This window comes from Tessaracoccus sp. SD287 (assembly GCF_017355265.1).
Taxonomy (GTDB): Bacteria; Actinomycetota; Actinomycetes; order Propionibacteriales; family Propionibacteriaceae; genus Aestuariimicrobium.
Map to the genome: position 1 here is coordinate 26,788 of NZ_JADIJQ010000001.1, position 17,362 is coordinate 44,149.

The 17,362-nt window shown below is 68.8% G+C and carries 14 protein-coding genes; 8 read left to right on the forward strand and 6 right to left on the reverse strand.

Annotated features, from left to right (window positions below):
• Both IPV09_RS00125 and IPV09_RS00130 read left to right on the forward strand, forming a co-directional pair.
• Complete coding sequence (locus tag IPV09_RS00125; protein WP_207472817.1) at nucleotides 1-654, forward strand: hypothetical protein; 654 nt, start codon at nucleotides 1-3, stop codon at nucleotides 652-654.
• Nucleotides 651-1,349 carry a rhomboid family intramembrane serine protease gene (locus tag IPV09_RS00130; RefSeq protein ID WP_207472819.1) on the forward strand — a complete coding sequence of 233 codons (699 nt, stop codon included), beginning with the start codon at nucleotides 651-653 and terminating at the stop codon, nucleotides 1,347-1,349. Before IPV09_RS00125 ends, IPV09_RS00130 begins: the two co-directional genes overlap by 4 nt.
• On the opposite strand, the gene IPV09_RS00135 is transcribed toward IPV09_RS00130, so the two are convergent.
• Both IPV09_RS00135 and IPV09_RS00140 read right to left on the reverse strand, forming a co-directional pair.
• Nucleotides 1,331-1,612 (reverse strand): DUF2277 domain-containing protein, encoded by a 282-nt coding sequence (locus IPV09_RS00135; RefSeq protein ID WP_207472821.1) that lies wholly within the window; start codon nucleotides 1,610-1,612, stop codon nucleotides 1,331-1,333. The genes IPV09_RS00130 and IPV09_RS00135 overlap by 19 nt on opposite strands.
• Before the next feature lie 31 nt (nucleotides 1,613-1,643).
• Nucleotides 1,644-2,135, reverse strand: a complete 492-nt coding sequence (locus tag IPV09_RS00140) for a DUF456 domain-containing protein (RefSeq protein ID WP_207472823.1) — start codon at nucleotides 2,133-2,135, stop codon at nucleotides 1,644-1,646.
• Nucleotides 2,136-2,252: 117 nt separating this feature from the next.
• On the opposite strand from IPV09_RS00140, the gene IPV09_RS00145 reads away from it, so the two are divergent.
• Nucleotides 2,253-3,128: a CoA ester lyase gene (locus tag IPV09_RS00145; protein ID WP_207472824.1), complete on the forward strand. Its 876-nt coding sequence runs from the start codon at nucleotides 2,253-2,255 to the stop codon at nucleotides 3,126-3,128.
• A 21-nt stretch (nucleotides 3,129-3,149) separates the two neighbouring features.
• Here IPV09_RS00145 and IPV09_RS00150 read toward each other — a convergent pair whose 3' ends face one another.
• From IPV09_RS00150 to IPV09_RS00160, 3 genes are read right to left on the reverse strand one after another with little or no spacing between them, the layout of a single operon-like run.
• Entirely contained in the window at nucleotides 3,150-5,207 is a 2,058-nt protein-coding gene (locus IPV09_RS00150) for a M3 family metallopeptidase (protein WP_242681020.1), read from the reverse strand.
• A gap of 27 nt (nucleotides 5,208-5,234) precedes the next feature.
• A complete protein-coding gene (locus IPV09_RS00155; RefSeq protein ID WP_207472826.1) occupies nucleotides 5,235-5,858 on the reverse strand; it encodes an L-threonylcarbamoyladenylate synthase in 624 nt (207 codons plus the stop codon).
• Nucleotides 5,859-5,892: 34 nt separating this feature from the next.
• Nucleotides 5,893-6,297 (reverse strand): pilus assembly protein TadG-related protein, encoded by a 405-nt coding sequence (locus IPV09_RS00160; protein ID WP_207472827.1) that lies wholly within the window; start codon nucleotides 6,295-6,297, stop codon nucleotides 5,893-5,895.
• A 110-nt stretch (nucleotides 6,298-6,407) separates the two neighbouring features.
• On the opposite strand from IPV09_RS00160, the gene IPV09_RS00165 reads away from it, so the two are divergent.
• The gene (locus IPV09_RS00165) at nucleotides 6,408-7,631 is read left to right on the forward strand and encodes a pyrophosphate--fructose-6-phosphate 1-phosphotransferase (RefSeq protein ID WP_207472828.1); all 1,224 of its coding nucleotides are present in this window, start codon (nucleotides 6,408-6,410) and stop codon (nucleotides 7,629-7,631) included.
• An 86-nt stretch (nucleotides 7,632-7,717) separates the two neighbouring features.
• A complete protein-coding gene (locus tag IPV09_RS00170) occupies nucleotides 7,718-10,834 on the forward strand; it encodes an efflux RND transporter permease subunit (protein ID WP_207472829.1) in 3,117 nt (1,038 codons plus the stop codon).
• 16 nt (nucleotides 10,835-10,850) lie between these two features.
• Here the strand turns inward: IPV09_RS00170 and IPV09_RS00175 are convergent, their stop codons facing one another.
• A complete protein-coding gene (locus IPV09_RS00175; RefSeq protein ID WP_207472830.1) occupies nucleotides 10,851-12,038 on the reverse strand; it encodes a DUF2207 domain-containing protein in 1,188 nt (395 codons plus the stop codon).
• A gap of 238 nt (nucleotides 12,039-12,276) precedes the next feature.
• On the opposite strand from IPV09_RS00175, the gene mutA reads away from it, so the two are divergent.
• The 3 genes from mutA to meaB are packed head-to-tail and all read left to right on the forward strand — an operon-like array spanning nucleotide 12,277 to nucleotide 17,340.
• Entirely contained in the window at nucleotides 12,277-14,148 is a 1,872-nt protein-coding gene (gene mutA, locus IPV09_RS00180; RefSeq protein WP_207472833.1) for a methylmalonyl-CoA mutase small subunit, read from the forward strand.
• Nucleotides 14,145-16,328, forward strand: coding sequence for a methylmalonyl-CoA mutase (scpA, locus tag IPV09_RS00185; RefSeq protein ID WP_207472834.1), 2,184 nt, complete (start codon nucleotides 14,145-14,147; stop codon nucleotides 16,326-16,328). The genes mutA and scpA overlap by 4 nt, the downstream gene beginning before the upstream one ends.
• On the forward strand, nucleotides 16,321-17,340 hold the full coding sequence (meaB, locus tag IPV09_RS00190; protein ID WP_370590148.1) for a methylmalonyl Co-A mutase-associated GTPase MeaB: 1,020 nt from the start codon (nucleotides 16,321-16,323) through the stop codon (nucleotides 17,338-17,340). The genes scpA and meaB overlap by 8 nt, the downstream gene beginning before the upstream one ends.
• The last annotated feature ends 22 nt before the right edge of the window (nucleotides 17,341-17,362 follow it).

Sequence of the window (17,362 nt, forward strand, 5' to 3'; positions counted from 1 at the left end):
GTGACCCGAAGCCTGCGTGAACGCCTCCTGCGGGGCTGGACCGACACCATGACCGCCCTGGGCACCGCGCCAGACGATCCCGCCGTCGCTGCCCTGGGCCGCGACCTGCTGGACTGCTGGAACGAGCCGCACCGGGACTACCACGGCCCCGACCACCTGGTCGCCGGGCTGGGAGTGCTGGCCGACTTGTCGGCACCCCCGATCGAGGTCGTCGCCTGGTGGTTCCACGACGCGGTCCACCACAACGACCCGCCCCTGGATGAGCAACAGTCAGCCGAGCTGGCCCGCAGTCGCCTGACGGGGCTGCTGGCACCCGACCAGGTCGACGAGGTGGCCCGACTCGTGCTGGTGACCATCAACCACAACCCGACCAGCGAGGACACCGCCGGTCACCGGGTCTGCGACGCGGACCTGGCCATCCTCGCCGCTGACTGGCCCAGCTACCAGCGCAGCATTGCCGCGCTGCGCCACGAACGCACCGAACTCAATGACATCGAGTGGGACAAGGTGCGCATCGCCGTCACCGGCACCCTGCTGAACCGCCCGCGCCTGTTCCACACCCATCGCGGGGCCACCGACTGGGAACAACCAGCACGCCGCAACCTGAACGCCGAACGTCACGCGCTCTTCACCCCGGAGGAACCCACCAGATGACCCAGCCGCCACCCCCCTACCCCCCGCAGCAGCAGGTCCACCAACTGCAGCGGTCGAAGCCGACCTACCCGGTCACCTGGACACTGCTGGGCATCAATGTGGCCTTCTTCATCGCCATCTACACGGTGCCGGGTTTCCTCGAGGACGTGGTGCTCACCTACACCCGGACCAGGACCGAACCGTGGCGCCTGATCACCTCGGCCTTCGTCCACTTCGGCATCATCCACATGGGGTTGAACATGGTGGCGCTGGTACTGCTGGGTCGCCCCCTGGAACAGGTCTTCGGCAAGGTGCAGTACCTGGTGCTCTACCTGACCGCGGCCCTGGGCGGCAGTGCGCTGTTCCTGCTGTTCGCCCAGCCCATGCCCAATCCCTACGCGGAGACCGCGGCCGGTGGCGCCTCGGGTGCGATCTTCGGGCTGTTCGGGGCCCTGGTGGTGCTGCAGCGCTACGGCGTCGTGCGCGCCGGCAACCTCATCCCGGTGCTGGGCCTCAACCTGGCGCTGTCGTTCCTGCTGCCCAACATCGGCTGGCAGGCCCACATTGGCGGACTGATCATCGGCGCCGGCGTCGCCTGGGCCCTGGCCCGAGGACGTCGCCGCGAGACCACCACCTCACAGATGTGGCTCGAGGTCGCCGCGATCGCCGCCCTGGTGGTGGCCACGATCATTGCCCGCTACACGGTGCTGGCGTAGCGCCCCGACTTCTCTGCCCGTGCCCGCGCCTTGGCCGCCTCGGCGTCGCGGTCCTTGGGCGGCGCATTCGTGACGAGGTCGTCGAGCAGGTGCCCGGTGATGTGGGCGATCTCGTCGACGGCCCGGTCAAAGGCCTGCTGGTTGGCCTGGGACGGCTTGGTGAAGCCGGAGACCTTGCGGACGTACTGCAGGGCGGCGGCGCGCACCTCGGCGTCATTGACCTCGGGTTCGAAGTTGAACAGCGGACGAATGTTGCGGCACATGGTGGCCTCCGGTGGGTGGTGGGGTGAGCACTCAGATGGCGGTCATGAAGACGGAGATGCCCAGGCCGGTGATGGCGAGCAGCGCCAACCCCAGTTCGATGAGCATTCCCAGACCGACCGACTTCACTGCCGTCCAGCTCGTCGACAGGGCAAGCCGGACGTCCTTGACCCGGATGAGTTCGCAGACCAACAGCGTCGCCACGAAGCCGATCAGCAGCCCGAAACCGGGAATGACGAAGCTGCCGATGACACCACCGACCAGGCCCACGATGACCGGCCACTGGGGAATCTGCTTCCTGTCGAGGTTGCGTTTGGTGAGCACGGTGCTGGCGGTCATGCCGGCCAGCACCAGGGCAGCACCGATGATGGCGACCACGACAGCGTGGGTCGAACCGCCCCAGACTCCCCACACCAGCAGGCCCACCAGGATGGTGATCGAGCCGGGCACGACCGGCACGATGATGCCGACCACCCCGATCAGGGCGAGCACGAAGGCGAGGATTCCGGCGATCAGTGGTGTCATGGCCTCGATGATACGTGTGCCGTGTCCGACCCCTGTCCACGCCGCGAGGTCCGTTTCGCCCCCCACCGCTGGTTGCGGTTAGGGTTGGCCACGTTCACTTCCCGAAAGGAAACAAGGTTGTCTCCCAAGGTCGCAGTCGGTCCCGATCTCGCACGCTCCTGGTTGCTGGTCAACGCCTACCAACCCGAACGCTTCGCCAAGGCGGCTGCCAGTGCCGCCGACGTCATCCTCCTGGACGTGGAGGACGCGGTAGCCCCCGACAACAAGGACCAGGCCCGCGCCAACGTGGTGGAGTGGCTCGACGCCGGCAACCAGGCGTGGGCACGGATCAATGGTTTCGGCACCCCGTGGTGGGCCGACGACTGCCGTGAACTGGGCCAGCTCGACGGCCTCCAGGGCGTCATGCTCGCCATGGTCGAGTCACACGAGCACATCGAGCGCACCGCGGCCCTGCTGCCCGGGGTGAAGATCGTGGCCCTGGTCGAAACCGCCCGCGGTGTGGAGAACCTGACCAGCATCGCCCGCACCAAGGGCCTGTACCGCCTCGGCTTCGGGCTGGGCGACTACCGTCGCGACACCGGCTTCGACGACACCCCCACCGTCCTGGCCTACACCCGCAGCCAGTTCACCATCGCCTCACGGTCGGCCGGGCTGCCGGGTCCGATCGACGGGCCCGCCGTGGGTGCCGTCGGCGTGGCCCTGGCCGACGCCGCCGGGGTGACCACCCAGTTCGGGATGACCGGCAAGATCTGCCTGATGCCCGAGCAGTGCGCCACCGTCAACGAGATCCTGTCCCCCTCCCTCGGCGACATGTCCTGGGCGCTGGACTTCCTCACCGAGTTCAAGGCCGAGGGCGGCACCATCCGCAATGGTTCGGACCTGCCCCGACTGGCCCGCGCCAACAAGATCCTGGGCCTGGCCGAACGCTTCGGGCTGGACCTGCCCGAGGGGTACCACGACTACCCGGCCCCCTCGGACACGTTCCACTACTGATCCGTCAGGACTACTGATCCGTCAGGGGTGCGTCGTGGCCAGGCCGCGGCGCACCAGCAGCGGGGTGATGTCGGGCGCGCGCCCGACCACCGCCTCGAAGGACTCCATCGGGGGACGCGAGTCGCCCCGCGAGAGCAGCTCGGCCCGGAAGACCTCACCCAGGTCGCGGCTCAGTCCCCCATTGGCCTTGAACCACTCCACGGTGTCGGCGTCCAGGATCTCCGACCAGATGTAGGAGTAGTAGGCGCCGTCGTAGCTGTTGCCGAAGGTGTGCGCAAAGTAGGCCGGCAGGTAGCGGGGCGCCACGTACGGGTTGGCCAGACCGATTCGGTCCAGGGCGGCAGCGGTGAAGGCGGCCAGGTCGCCCACCGTCTGGTCGGCGCCCAGTGAGTGCAGTTCCTGGTCGAGCAGGGCCGCCCCCAGGTACTCGGTGGTCTTGAAGCCCTCGTTAAAGCTGCCCAGCGCAGCCAGCCGGTCGGCCAGGTGCTGGGGCAACGGCTCGCCGGTGACATGGTGGCGGGCATAGTTGGCCAGCACCTCGGGCCAGGTCATCCACAGTTCGTTGACCTGGCTGGGGTACTCGACGAAGTCGCGCGGCACGGCGGTGCCCGACTGGGTCGGCCAGTGCACCTGGGAGAACAAGCCGTGCAGGGCGTGGCCGAACTCGTGGAAGGCGGTGTTGACGTGGTCAATGGTCAGCAGCACCGGGGCACCCTCGCGGGGCTTGGGCAGGTTCAGGTTCTGGCAGACCACCGGCAGGGTGCCGTGCAGAGCCGACTGCTGCACCGGTGAGTTCATCCAGGCGCCGCCCTGCTTGGTGTCCCGCGCATAGGGGTCGTAGAGCAGCAGGCCCAGCGGCGAACCGTCGGCATTGAAGACCTCGAAGACCATGACGTCGGGGTGGTAGCCGGTCAGGTCATCGCGGCGGGCAAAGGTGATGCCGTACAGGGCGGTGGCGGCGTAGAAGACCCCGTCGCGCAACACCTGGCCCAGTTCCAGGTAGGGCACCAGGTCAGCGGAGTCCAGGTCGAAGCGCTCCTGCTGGAGCAGTTCGGTGTAGAACGTCCAGTCCCAGGGCGCGAGTTCGAAGGTCGGCTCGCCGGCAGCATGCTGTCGCTGGTTGATGAGTTCCTGCAGCGCCTCCGCCTCGCGGTACATGTTGGCCAGCGCAGCCGGGGCGAGCGGGTAGATCTGCTCACGGATGCGGGCGGGGCTGCCGACGGTCTGGTCGGCGGTGCGCACCTCGGTGTGGGTCGCGAAACCCAGCAGGGCCGCCCGTCGGGCACGCAGTTCCACCATCTCGACGACCAACCCGGTGGTGTCGAACTCGTTGCCGCGGCTGCCGCGCTGGGCGGTCGCCTGGTAGAGGCGCCGGCGGCTGGTGCGGTTGGTCAGGACGGACAGGTAGGGGTGGACCGTGGTGTTCACCAGCGCCACCAGGTAGCCGTCCAACCCCCTCTCTCGGGCCGCGTCGGCGCACATGTCGAGCTGCTCGCTGGTCAGGCCGTCCAACTCGGCGGCATCCTCGAACAGCACCGCCAGGTCATTGGTGTCCTTCAGCAGCCGCTCCTGGAACTGGGTCCGCAGCGTCGCCAGCCGGGCGTTCAGCTGCGCCAACTGCTCGCGGCGGTCGTCGTCCAGTTCGGCGCCGGCCAACCGCGCCGAGGTCAGGTAGCGCTGGGTCAGGTGCCGGGCGTCGGCGGCCAGACCGGACTGGTTGCCGCCCGCGACCGCGGCGATGCGGGCGAACAGTGGCTGGTTCATCCAGATGGCGTCGCTGTGGGCGGCCAGCTCAGGGGCCAGTTCGGTGGCCAGCGCCCGAATCTCGTCGGTGCCGTGCGCGGGGACGACGGTGTAGAAGGCCGACAGGGCCCGCGACAAGTCGACGTCGGCGGCCTCGAGGGCAGCGATGGTGTTCTCAAAGGTCGGCTCGTCCGGGTCGGCCACGATCACCTGGACAGCGGCCAGGTTCCGGCGCATCCCCTCGTGGATCGCCTCGCGGTAGTCCTCGACGCCGAGGTTCGCGAAGTCGGGCAGTTGGTAGGGCAGGGTGCTGGCACCCAGCAGTGGATTCGACATGGCGCCCATGCTAGGGGGTGGCCGTGCTCACTCCTCAAACGGTCCGGTGTCACCCCCACCGACCCGCCTGACCTCCGCCTGGTCACCGGTCAGGTCGACCACGGTGGTCGCGACCAGCCCGCAGTCACCCGAGTCGAGCACCAGGTCGACCTGGTGGTCGAGTGCCTCCTTGACCTGCCAGCCATCGGTCATCGGCTCGGTCTGGCCAGGCAGGATCAGCGTCGAGGTGACCAGCGGCTCGCCCAGGGCGTCGAGCAACGCCAGGGTGGTGGTGTGGGTCGGGACCCGCAGTCCCACCGACTTCTTCTTGTCGTGCTGCATCAGCTTCGGCACCTCGCGGGAGGCCTTGACGATGAAGGTGTAGCTGCCCGGCGTGTTCGCCTTCAGCGCCCGGAAGACCCAGTTGTCCATGTCGACCCAGGGGCCCACCTGCGCGAACTCGCTGATCATCAGGGTGAAGTGGTGGTGTTGGTCAAGGTTGCGGATCTCGCGGATGCGCTCGAGTCCTTCCTTGTTGTTGAGGATGCAGCCCAGGGCGAAGCCCGAGTCGGTGGGATAGGCGACCAGGCCGCCGCCGGTGAGGACGTCGACGCACTGCTGCAGCGCGCGCGGTTGCGGGTTGTCCGGGTGGACGTCGAGATAGCGGGCCATGGCGTGACTCTAGTGCGCCGGGTCGGGGCACGCCTCAGGAATCGACGAGTTCGGCCGACGCGCTGCCGGCGGCGTCCAGACGGTTGATGCCGACCAACGACAAGAAGGTGGTCGGGGTGCTGGTCCGGGTCGAGACCGTGATCCGTCCGCCCGCCACGGTGATCGTCCCCGGCATGGCGCGGGCGTCCAGCACCCGCTGCGCGGCGGCCCGAGCGTCCGCGCCCGGGGTGCCACCCTGCACCGAGGAACTGGCGTGGGCGGTGGCACCGGCGCGGGCGGCCTCGGCGGCCACCGCCTCGGCGCGGGCCCTGGCCGTCGACTGCGCCCCGCCGTCGACGACCAGCCCGACGGCCAGCAGCAGCACCACCATCACCGCCGCGAACAGGGCGGTGACGCTGGCGCCGCGGTCGCCGCGGACTGGGTGCTGGTCGGTGGGCACCACCCCAGTCTTGCCGAACCCCGGACCGTTTTGGGGTTGTCCACAGGCACAGAGAATGTCGTGCCCTAGGCTTGGCGCGAACCGATCTGTTACGAACGAAAGGCTGCACCATGGTCTCCAAGGTTGCCCTGCTCACCGCCGGCGGCTTCGCCCCGTGCCTCTCCTCGGCTGTTGGTGGGCTGATCCAGCGCTACACCGAGTTGTCCCCGGACACCGAGATCATTGCCTACAAGCACGGCTACCAGGGCCTGCTGCGCGGCGACTACTTCACCGTCACCCCGCAGGTGCGCGAGGACGCCGCCCTGCTGCACCGCTTCGGTGGCTCCCCCATCGGCAACTCGCGGGTGAAGCTGACCAACGCCAAGGACCTGGTCAAGCGTGGACTGGTCGCCGAGGGCGAGGACCCGCTCAAGGTCGCCGCTGACCGTCTGGTCGCCGACGGCGTCGACGTGCTGCACACCATTGGTGGCGACGACACCAACACCACCGCCGCCGACCTCGCCGCCTACCTGGCCAAGCACGACTACGGCCTGACCGTGGTCGGCCTGCCCAAGACCATCGACAACGACGTGATCCCGATCCGCCAGTCGTTGGGCGCCTGGACCGCCGCCGAGCAGGGCTCGGTCTTCGCCCAGAACATCATCGGCGAGCACAACTCGGGTTCACGGATGCTGATCATCCACGAGGTGATGGGCCGCAACTGCGGCTGGTTGACCGCCGCCACCGCCGCCAAGTACCGCGAATGGGTCGAGGCCCAGCAGTGGCTGCCCGAGATCGGCCTGTCCAAGGAGGCCTGGGACGTCCACGCCGTCTACCTGCCCGAGGGCCACATCGACCTGCAGTCCGAGGCCGAACGCCTCACCGAGGTGATGGACCGGGTCGGCAACGTCACCATCTTCCTGTCCGAGGGCGCCGGGCTGGACTCCATCCTGGCCGAGATGGAGAAGGCCGGTGAGGAGATTCCGCGGGACCCGTTCGGGCACGTGAAGCTCGACAAGATCAACCCCGGCCAGTGGTTCGGTGAGAAGTTCGCCGCCCTGCTCGGCGCCGAGAAGGTGATGGTGCAGAAGTCGGGCTACTTCAGCCGTTCGGCTGCCGCCAACTCCGACGACCTGGACCTGATCAAGCAGTGCACCGACCTGGCCGTCGAATGCGCCCTGGACGGCCGCGCCGGCGTCATCGGCCACGACGAGCAGAACGGTGACGTGCTGACCAACATTGCCTTCGACCGGATCGCCGGTGGCAAGGCGTTCGACCTGGACACCGACTGGTACCAGCAGACCCTGGCCGCGATTGGCCAGCCGGCGCCCACCAAGGTCACCGTCACGCATTGATGCACAGCGCTGGTCGGATTCGGCGCGGGGTCCGGCCCGCGCCGTAGTCTGTGCACGCCCCCAGCCCGACCACCACGGAGACTCCTGTGCACACGTTGGCGAATCTCAGCCTGGCAAACCGCGCCCTGATCGCGCTGATCACGGTCTTCGTGATGGTCTTCGGGGTGATCACCTCCGGCCAGCTGAAGCAGGAGCTCGTCCCCTCCATCACCTTCCCACAGGCGATCGTGGTGGCGAGCTACCCGGGGGCCGGACCGCAGGTGGTGGAGGAGAAGGTCACCGTTCCGCTGGAACAGGCGGTGCTGTCGCTGCAGGGGGTGGAGTCCTCGGAGTCCACCTCCACGGCCGGCTCCGCGGTGATCACGGTGACCATGCAGTACGGCTCCAACATGGCCAGCGTTCAGCAGGAGATCCAGGCGGCCATTTCCAGGATCCGGTCGTTCCTGCCCGAGGGCGTCGACACCCAGGTCATCACCGGGGGCTTCGACTCCATCCCGGTGGTGGTGCTCTCGGTCACCTCCGACGCCAGCCCGCAGGAACTCGCGGCCCGACTCACCGACGTGGCAGCGCCCCGCCTGACCAAGGTCGAGGGGGTACGCCAGGTCGAGGTGATCGGCGCCCCCGAACGACAGGTGCTGGTGAGGCTGGACGCGGCCAGGATGGCCTCCGCCCGCCTCACCAGCGTCCAGGTGCTGCAGGCCATCGGCGGCAGCGGCCAGCTGAACTCCGGCGGTCAGCTCGACGAGGGGTCGCTGACGGTGAGCGTCACCGTCGGGAAGCGCTACGCCTCGGTCGAGGACGTCTCCGCCGTCCAGATCCCGCCGACCACTCCCGGCGGACCACCGGTCACCCTGGGCAGCGTCGCCACCGTCGAGTTGACCGACAAGCCGTCCACCTCGATCTCGCGCACCGACGGCCTGTCCAGCCTCACCCTGTCGATCACCAAGATTCCCGACGCGAACACCGTCGGGGTCTCCGAGCAGGTGATGGCGCTGCTGCCCGAGATCGCCGCCCAGATCGGTGAGGGCACCCAGTTCACCACCGTCTTCGACCAGGCCCCGTTCATCACCCAGTCCATCGACGACCTGCTCACCGAGGGCGGTCTGGGTCTGGTGGCCGCCATCGTCGTGATCCTGGTGTTCCTGCTGTCGGTTCGCTCCACGCTGGTGACGGCGGTCTCCATTCCGGTCTCGCTGCTGGTGACCCTGATCGGCATGAACGCGTTGGACTACTCGCTGAACATCCTCACCCTGGGTGCCATCACCATCTCGATCGGACGCGTCGTCGACGACTCCATCGTGGTGATCGAGAACATCAACCGGCACCTGTCGGCCGGCACCCCGAAACTGCAGGCGATCCTGGTGGCGGTGCGCGAGGTGGCCACCGCCATCACGGCGGCCACCATCACCACGGTGGCCGTGTTCCTCCCGATCGCGCTGGTCGGTGGCCAGACCGGGGAACTGTTCCGTCCCTTCGCGCTCACCGTGACGCTGGCGCTGATGGCCTCCCTGGTGGTCAGCCTCACCATCGTGCCGGTGCTGGCCTACTGGTTCCTGAAGTCGCCGACCGGCGCCGAGCCCCGCGAACACCGGGACTGGATGCAACGCGCCTACGTGCCGACCATCACCTGGGGCCTGAAGCATCCGGTGATCGTGCTGGTGGCGGCGGTGCTGCTGCTGGGCGGCACCGCGGCGCTGAGCACCCAGCTGAAGACCAACTTCCTGGGGGACACCGGCCAGAACACGTTGAGCGTCACCCAGCAGTTCGAGCCGGCCCTGTCCCTGGCCGAGAAGGACCGCCGCACCCAGCCCGTCGAGCAGGCCCTGCGCAACGTACCCGGTGTCCGCAGCGTCCAGTTGACCGTCGGCAACGGCGGCAACATCTTCTTCGGCGCGGGCGACGACCAGGCCAGCTACACGCTGACCACCGATCCTGAGGTCGACCAGGCAGACCTGCAGCGAACCGTCCGCGGGGTGCTCGACGGCATCCAGGGCGAGACCCTGCTGGTCTCGGCTGCTGCCGCCGCCGGCACCAACACCATCAACGTCATCATCACCGCACCCGACACGACCCGGCTACAGCAGGCCTCGGAGGCGGTCACCGGGCAGCTGAACCGGCTGCAGCACGTCAGTGACGTGAAGTCCTCGCTGGCCGCTGACCGTCCCCAGATCAGCGTGGTGCTGAAGCAGCCCGCCGCGGCCAACGCGGGTCTGACCGATGCGGTGGTCTCCCAATTGCTGCGAGGTGCCCTGGCACCGGCAACGGTCGGCCAGGTGGACTCCACCGGCAGCCCCATCGACCTCACGCTGCAGACCGCGACAGCACCGGTCGGCCTGGCCGAACTCCAGCAGATGCCGATCATGACCGCCGCCGGGCCGGTCCCCCTGTCCCAGGTCGCCACGGTGACCCGCACCAGCGTCGCCACCTCGATCCAGCACTCCAACGGTGAACGCAGCGTCACCGTGACCGTCACCCCCACCGGCGACGACCTGTCCCTGGCGACCAACGAGGTGAACGACGCGCTGGCGGCCGTGACCCTGCCCGAGGGGGCCAGCACCGAGGTCGGTGGCGTCGCCGCCGAACAGCAGGACGCCTTCCGCCAGTTGGGACTGGCACTGCTGGCCGCCATCGCCATCGTCTACGTGGTGATGGTGGCCACCTTCAAGTCGTTGGTCCAGCCACTGATCCTGGCGGTGTCGATTCCCTTCGCCGCCACCGGGGCGCTGCTGGGCCTGCTGGTCACCGACACACCGCTCGGCATCCCCTCACTGATCGGGCTGCTGATGCTGATCGGCATCGTGGTGACCAACGCGATCGTGCTGATCGACCTGGTCAACCACTACCGGCGCGAGGGCATGAGCGCCGAGGTGGCGCTGATCGAGGGTGCCCGTCGCCGGCTGCGTCCGATCCTGATGACCGCCCTGGCCACCATCGGGGCACTGACACCCATGGCCCTGGGTCTCAGCGGCGGTGGCGTGTTCATCTCCAAGCCGCTGGCCATCGTCGTGATCGGTGGGCTGCTGTCCTCCACGGTGCTGACCCTGCTGCTGGTGCCGGTGCTCTACGACCTGGTCATCGGCCGCCTGGAGCGCCGCGCGCACGCCAGCAATGGTGGACTCACCACCGTCGCCGGCGCCGACGTGGCCCGGGCGCAGGCCGCCCTGGCCGCCGACGCAGCCCCCCGCCGGGCGGCCACCGAGTGAGGTGGTCGGCCGATGCTCAGAAATCGAAGTCAATGCCGCCGATGAAGTCCCCGACGCCTTCGGCAATGCCCGAGAATCCCTCGACGGCCCCACCCAGGGCGTCCATCACGTCGAGTTCACCCAGGATGTCCAGCATCCCGATCCCACCGCCGACCCCGTCCAGCAAGTCGGCGACGACCATGCCCATGTACAGGCCGTCGAACCAGTCCAGGGCCATCGGCACGTCGTAGCCCTCGAGGCGGGCGCGGGCGGCGACCTCACCGAAGATCTTGGCCCAGTGGTCGGCGACACCGAAGACGATGGCGTAGGGCAGGTAGCGGCTGAAGATCTCGGCCGCCTCCTCGAACTTGATCTGGTCGGCCTCGGCGGTGGTCAGGTACTTCTTGAACCCCAGCGTCTGGATGTAGGCGGCGGTGCCCAACGCGGTGCGCGGCGTCCGTCGTTTGGCGGCACGCTTGAACAGCCAGCCGGCACCCACCACGATGGCGCCGGAAATGATCGAGACCACCGACAGACCACCGGCGGCCACGAAGAAGACGGCCAGCAGGACGCTGGCGGTCATCAGCAGCACACCCAGGCAGCCGCCCCCTTCCCGCGGGTGCTTGCGGTACCACCCCATCGCCTGCACCGCGTCGTACAGGTCCTGCTGGGTGGCGCGCATGGTGCCGGCGAACCGGCTGCCCAGGTCCGACATCCGCACCTTGTCACCGTGGCGGAACAACTCCTCGAGCAGGCGCGCCTCGAAGGCATGCAGGCGGGTCTCGCCGGGACGGCTGCCGGGTGCCCTCAGCAGGGTGATCTCCCAGTCCTTGGGCTTGGCCTGCTTGGTCCGGCGGCGTGCCCCGGGCAGTTCGTCGGCCGGCGGCCCGTCGAGGGCCGAGATCCTGACGTAGTCGCGCACGGCCAGATCGACGATGGTGGCGGTGACGTCGTGCATGTCGGCCACGCCGTCGACGACGGTGCCGACCAGACCGGGGGTCAACCCCCGCGGTGGCTGGAACTGCACGGCCACTTCGCCGGAGTACTCGCGTCCGGGCGAGACCCGCTCGACCTGCGCTTCGGCGCCCCTCCCGGGCACCTGGCCGGGCACCACGCCCTGGAAGATCTGGTCCCTGCTGAACAATCGGCTGAGCGCATGGGCACCTGCGGCGACCGCCAGGAGCAGCACGCTCATCACCAGAAGTCCCAGATCAACACTGTCCATGAATGCTCCTCGCCAACCCCAGACGCGCTTCGCCCGTCGCCCCAGCCTACCCAACGGCCCCAGCGCCACCCGGCGTGTGAAAGCGACCCCGGCGCCACCGGTTACACCGTGGTGGACTAGGTTTGGACCAACCCACAAGCGGGCCCCACCGGAGCGAAAGCAATGATGCCGGTGAGCCCGTCCCACCGCTCGACCGAGACGTCGGCGGTGGCAATAGCTACCCAGAGAGGTGTCGCCGATGAGTTTCGACGAGGCGGACTCCCTGCTCCTCGCCGGTGATTTCCCGGTTCCCACAGATGAGCAGTGGCAGGCCGAGGTCCAGAAGGTCCTCAATCGTGGCCGTCCCGAAGGCAAGCAGCTGAGCGCCGAACAGGCACTCGCCCGCCTCCGGACCACGACCGTCGACGGCCTGGACATCGAGCCGCTGTACACCCGTGAGGACGCCCCCGAACATCTCGGCGCCGCCGGTGTGGCCCCGTTCACCCGTGGATCCACCGTCAAGGACGGCGACCCGGTCGGCTGGGACATCCGAGCCTTCCACGAGGACTCCGACCTGGCCTTCACCAAGCAGCAGATCCTGGCCGACGTGGAGCGCGGCGCCACCTCGCTGTGGCTGCGCCTGGACCCCGACGCCATCGCGGCCACCGCGCTGGCCGACGAACTCAGCGAGGTCATCCTCGACCTGGCCCCGGTCTCGGTGGTCAGCCACACCGACCAGACGGCTGCCGCCCAGGCCCTGTACGACGTCTGGAAGAACAGCGGACGTCCGCTGGACAAACTCGTCGGCAACCTGGGCATTGATCCCTTCGCCCTGGCGGCGCACACCGACCAGCCCGTCGACCTGTCACCGGCCGCGGACTGGGTCACCCGGGCCCTGGCCGAGTTCCCGGCCGCCCGCGCCATGACCGTGGACGTGCTGGCCTACCACGAGGCAGGCGCCGGCGAGGTCGACGAGACCGCATTCGCCATCGCCACCGGCATCGAGTACCTGCGCACCCTGGCGGCTGCTGGCATCAGCGCGGCCGACGCCTTCGGGCAGATCGCCTTCCGGGTGGCGGCCACCACCGACCAGTTCGTGACCATCGCCCGCCTGCGGGCGTTGCGCCGGCTCTGGGCCCGAGTGGGGGAAGTCGCCGGTGTGCCCGCCGAGCAGCGAGGCGCCCTGACCCACGCGGTCACCTCGCAGCGCATGCTCACCCGCGACGACCCCTACGTCAACATCCTGCGCACCACCATCGCCACCTTCTCGGCCGCCGTCGGTGGGGCGAACATCGTCACCACGCTGCCCTTCGACACCGTCGTCGGCCTGCCCAGTGACTTCAGCCGCCGGGTGGCCCGCAACGTCCAGGTCGTGTTGGCGGAGGAGTCCCACATCGCCCGCGTCAACGACCCCGCCGGCGGTTCCTGGTACGTCGAGTCGTTGACCGAGCAGATCGCCCAGAAGGCGTGGGCCCGCGTGCAGCAGATCGAGGGCTCCGGTGGCTTCGGCCAGGCCTTCGCCAGCGGTCAGGTCGCCGAGGCCATTGCCGCCACGCACGCCGAACGCACCAAGCGTCTGGCCAACCGTCAGCAGCCGTTGACCGGTGTCAGCATGTTCCCGATGCGCGACGAGTTGCCCATCCAGGCCGGTCCTCGTCCCCGGTCGCCGCTCGCGCGCCAGCAGTTCCCGCTGCGCCGCGACGCTGCCATCTTCGAGGGCCTGCGTGACCGGGCCGCGGCGGCCGGTCACCCGGCGGTCTTCCTGGCCGCGCTGGGCACCCGACGTGACTTCGGTGCGCGCCTCGGCTTCGCCGAGAACGTCGAACTCATCGCCGGCCTGCCCATTCCCACCACTGAGGGCACCGACCCGGCCGCCTTCGCCGCCGACTTCACCGCCTCCGGCGCCAAGGTGGCCGTGCTGTGCTCCTCGACGAACGTCTACGCTGAGCACGCGCTGCCGGTGGCTCGGGCACTGAAGGACGCCGGCGCTGCCAAGGTCTACCTGGCCGGTGCCGCGAAGGAGCTCGGTGACCAGGACCACCAGGGCCTGATCGACGGATTCGTCTTCGCCGGCATGGACGTCGTCACCCACCTGACCGAGATCCTCGACACCGTGGAGGCATCAGCATGAGCATCCCCAACTTCAGCGACATCGACCTCGGCGCGAGCACACCCCCTGCTGACGCCGCCGAGCAGTTCACCGCACTGGCCGGCGAGACCTCCGTCTGGGAGACCCCGGAACTGATCCCGGTGCCGACCCAGTACGACGAGTCGGCCTACCAGGGGCTCGATTTCCTGGACACTCGTCCCGGACTCCCGCCCTTCCTGCGCGGCCCCTACGCCACCATGTACACCTCACAGCCGTGGACGATCCGCCAGTACGCGGGTTTCTCGACCGCCGAGGAGTCGAACGCGTTCTACCGGCGCAACCTGGCCTCAGGCCAGAAGGGCCTCTCGGTCGCCTTCGACCTGGCCACCCACCGGGGCTACGACTCCGACCACCCGCGGGTGACCGGTGACGTCGGCATGGCCGGTGTGGCAGTGGACTCCATCCTGGACATGCGCCAATTGTTCGACCGCATTCCGTTGGACCAGATGTCGGTGTCGATGACCATGAACGGTGCGGTGCTGCCGGTGCTGGCGATGTACGTGGTGGCCGCCGAAGAGCAGGGCGTCCCGCCCGAGAAGCTCGCCGGCACGATCCAGAACGACATCCTCAAGGAGTTCATGGTTCGCAACACCTACATCTACCCGCCGCTGCCCTCGATGCGGATCATCTCCGACATCTTCGCCTTCACCAGCGCGAACATGCCGAAGTTCAACTCGATCTCGATCTCGGGCTACCACATGCAGGAGGCTGGCGCCTCGCTCGACCTCGAGCTGGCCTACACCTTGGCCGACGGTGTGGAGTACCTGCGGGCCGGCCAGGCGGTGGGGTTGGAGATCGACCAGTTCGCACCGCGACTGTCGTTCTTCTGGGCGATCGGCATGAACTTCTTCATGGAGGTCGCCAAGCTGCGTGCCGGCCGTCTGCTGTGGGCCCGCCTGACCCGTGACGCGGGCGCGACCAAGGCGAAGTCGATGAGCTTGCGGACCCACTCGCAGACCTCGGGCTGGTCCCTGACCGCCCAGGACGTGTACAACAACGTCACCCGCACCAACATCGAGGCGATGGCCGCCACCCAGGGCCACACCCAGTCCCTGCACACCAACGCCCTCGACGAGGCCATCGCGCTGCCCACCGAGTTCTCGGCACGCATTGCCCGCAACACCCAGCTGTTCCTGCAGCAGGAATCGGGGACGACCCGGGTGGTGGACCCCTGGGGCGGGTCCGCCTACGTGGAGCGTCTGACCCACGACCTGGCGGCCAAGGCCTGGGAACGCATCCAGGAAGTCGAGCAGGCCGGGGGCATGGCCAAAGCCATCGAGGCGGGCATCCCCAAGATGCGCATCGAGGAGGCCGCGGCCCGCACCCAGGCCCGGATCGACTCGGGCCGCCAGCCGGTGATCGGCGTCAACAAGTACCAGCTCGACCATGAGGCCCCGCTCGAGGTGCTCAAGATTGACAACGCCGAGGTGCGCCGCGGCCAGATCGCCAAGTTGGCCACGCTGCGCGCCGAGCGCGACCCGCAGGCCGTCGAGGACGCCCTGGCCAAGTTGACCTGGGCCGCCGCCAACCGCGATTCCACCGACCCCGGACGCAACCTGTTGAAGTTGTCCATCGACGCGGCCCGCGCCCGGGCAAGCATCGGCGAGATTTCCGACGCGCTGGAGAAGGAGTTCGGGCGCTACCAGGCGCAGATCCGTACCATCTCTGGTGTGTACAGCAAGGAATCCGGGGATACCCCCGCCGTCGCCGAGGCCCGACAGTTGGTGGAGGAGTTCGAGGCCACCGAGGGTCGTCGTCCGCGCATCATGGTGGCCAAGATGGGCCAGGACGGTCACGACCGCGGCCAGAAGGTGATCGCGACCGCCTATGCCGACCTCGGCATGGACGTTGACGTGGGCCCCCTGTTCCAGACCCCGGAGGAGGCCGCCCGTCAGGCGATCGAGGCCGATGTCCACATCGTGGGTGTCTCGTCGCTCGCCGCCGGGCACCTGACCCTGGTTCCCGCCCTGCGCGAGGAACTGGACCGGATGGGACGTCCCGACATCATGATCGTCGTCGGCGGCGTCATCCCCGAGCAGGACTTCGCGGAACTGCGGGCCAAGGGTGCCGACGACATCTACCCGCCCGGCACAGTCATCCCCAACGCCGCAGCCTCCCTGCTGAAGCGGCTGCGGGTGCGACTGGATGAGGCCCGTGCCTGATCCCTACGAGGTCGATGAACTGTTGGGCGGGATCCTTGACGGGTCCCGCCCGCACATCGCCCGAGCCATCACGCTGGTCGAGTCGAAGCTGCCCGCCCACCGCGAACGCAGCCGCGTCCTGCTCAGGCACCTGGCCACCCGCGAGACCCACGCGGTCCGGTTGGGCATCTCCGGGGTGCCCGGGGCCGGGAAGTCGACGTTCACCGACGCCCTGGGCAGCCGTCTGGTCGATGCCGGGCACAAGGTCGGGGTGCTGGCCGTCGACCCGTCCAGTTCTCGCACCGGCGGCTCCATCCTGGGCGACCGCACCCGGATGGGTGCACTGGCCAGCCGTGAGAACGCCTACATCCGTCCCTCCCCCAGCGGCAACCACCTGGGCGGCGTCGCCCGCGCCACGCGTGAGTCGATGCTCATCCTCGAGGGTGCCGGCTTCGACGTCATCATCGTCGAAACCGTCGGCGTCGGGCAGTCGGAAGTGGCCGTGGCCGGCATGGTCGACACCTTCTTGTTGCTGGCCCTGGCCCGGGCCGGCGACCAGTTGCAGGGCATCAAGCGCGGCATCCTGGAAATGGTCGACGTGATCGGCATCAACAAGGCCGACGGCGACGGCGAGGGCGACGCCCGCGTCGCGGCCCGCGAGATGCGCATCGCCATGAAGCTCATCTCGTCGGCCGACGACGGTCGGATCCCGCAGGTCCGGCCCTGCAGCGCCTACACCGGCATGGGCCTCGACGAACTCTGGCAGGCCGTGCTCGACCACCGTCACGATCTCGAGGCCTCCGGCGGACTCGCCAAGCGGCGTGCGCAGCAGCAGGTCGACTGGTTGTGGTCGATGGCTGAGGAGGAGGTCCGCTCCAGCCTGCACCGCAGCAACGCCGTCGCTGCCATCCGCGCCGACCTGGAGTCGCAGATCGCCTCGGGCCGACTGAGCGCCCTGGAGGGCGTCCACCAGCTGCTCCAGGTGTGGAAGAAGGACGTCACCGACGGTCACGTCGGCATGCTGGAGGTCTAGACGCGCGGGCAGGCCACCGGCT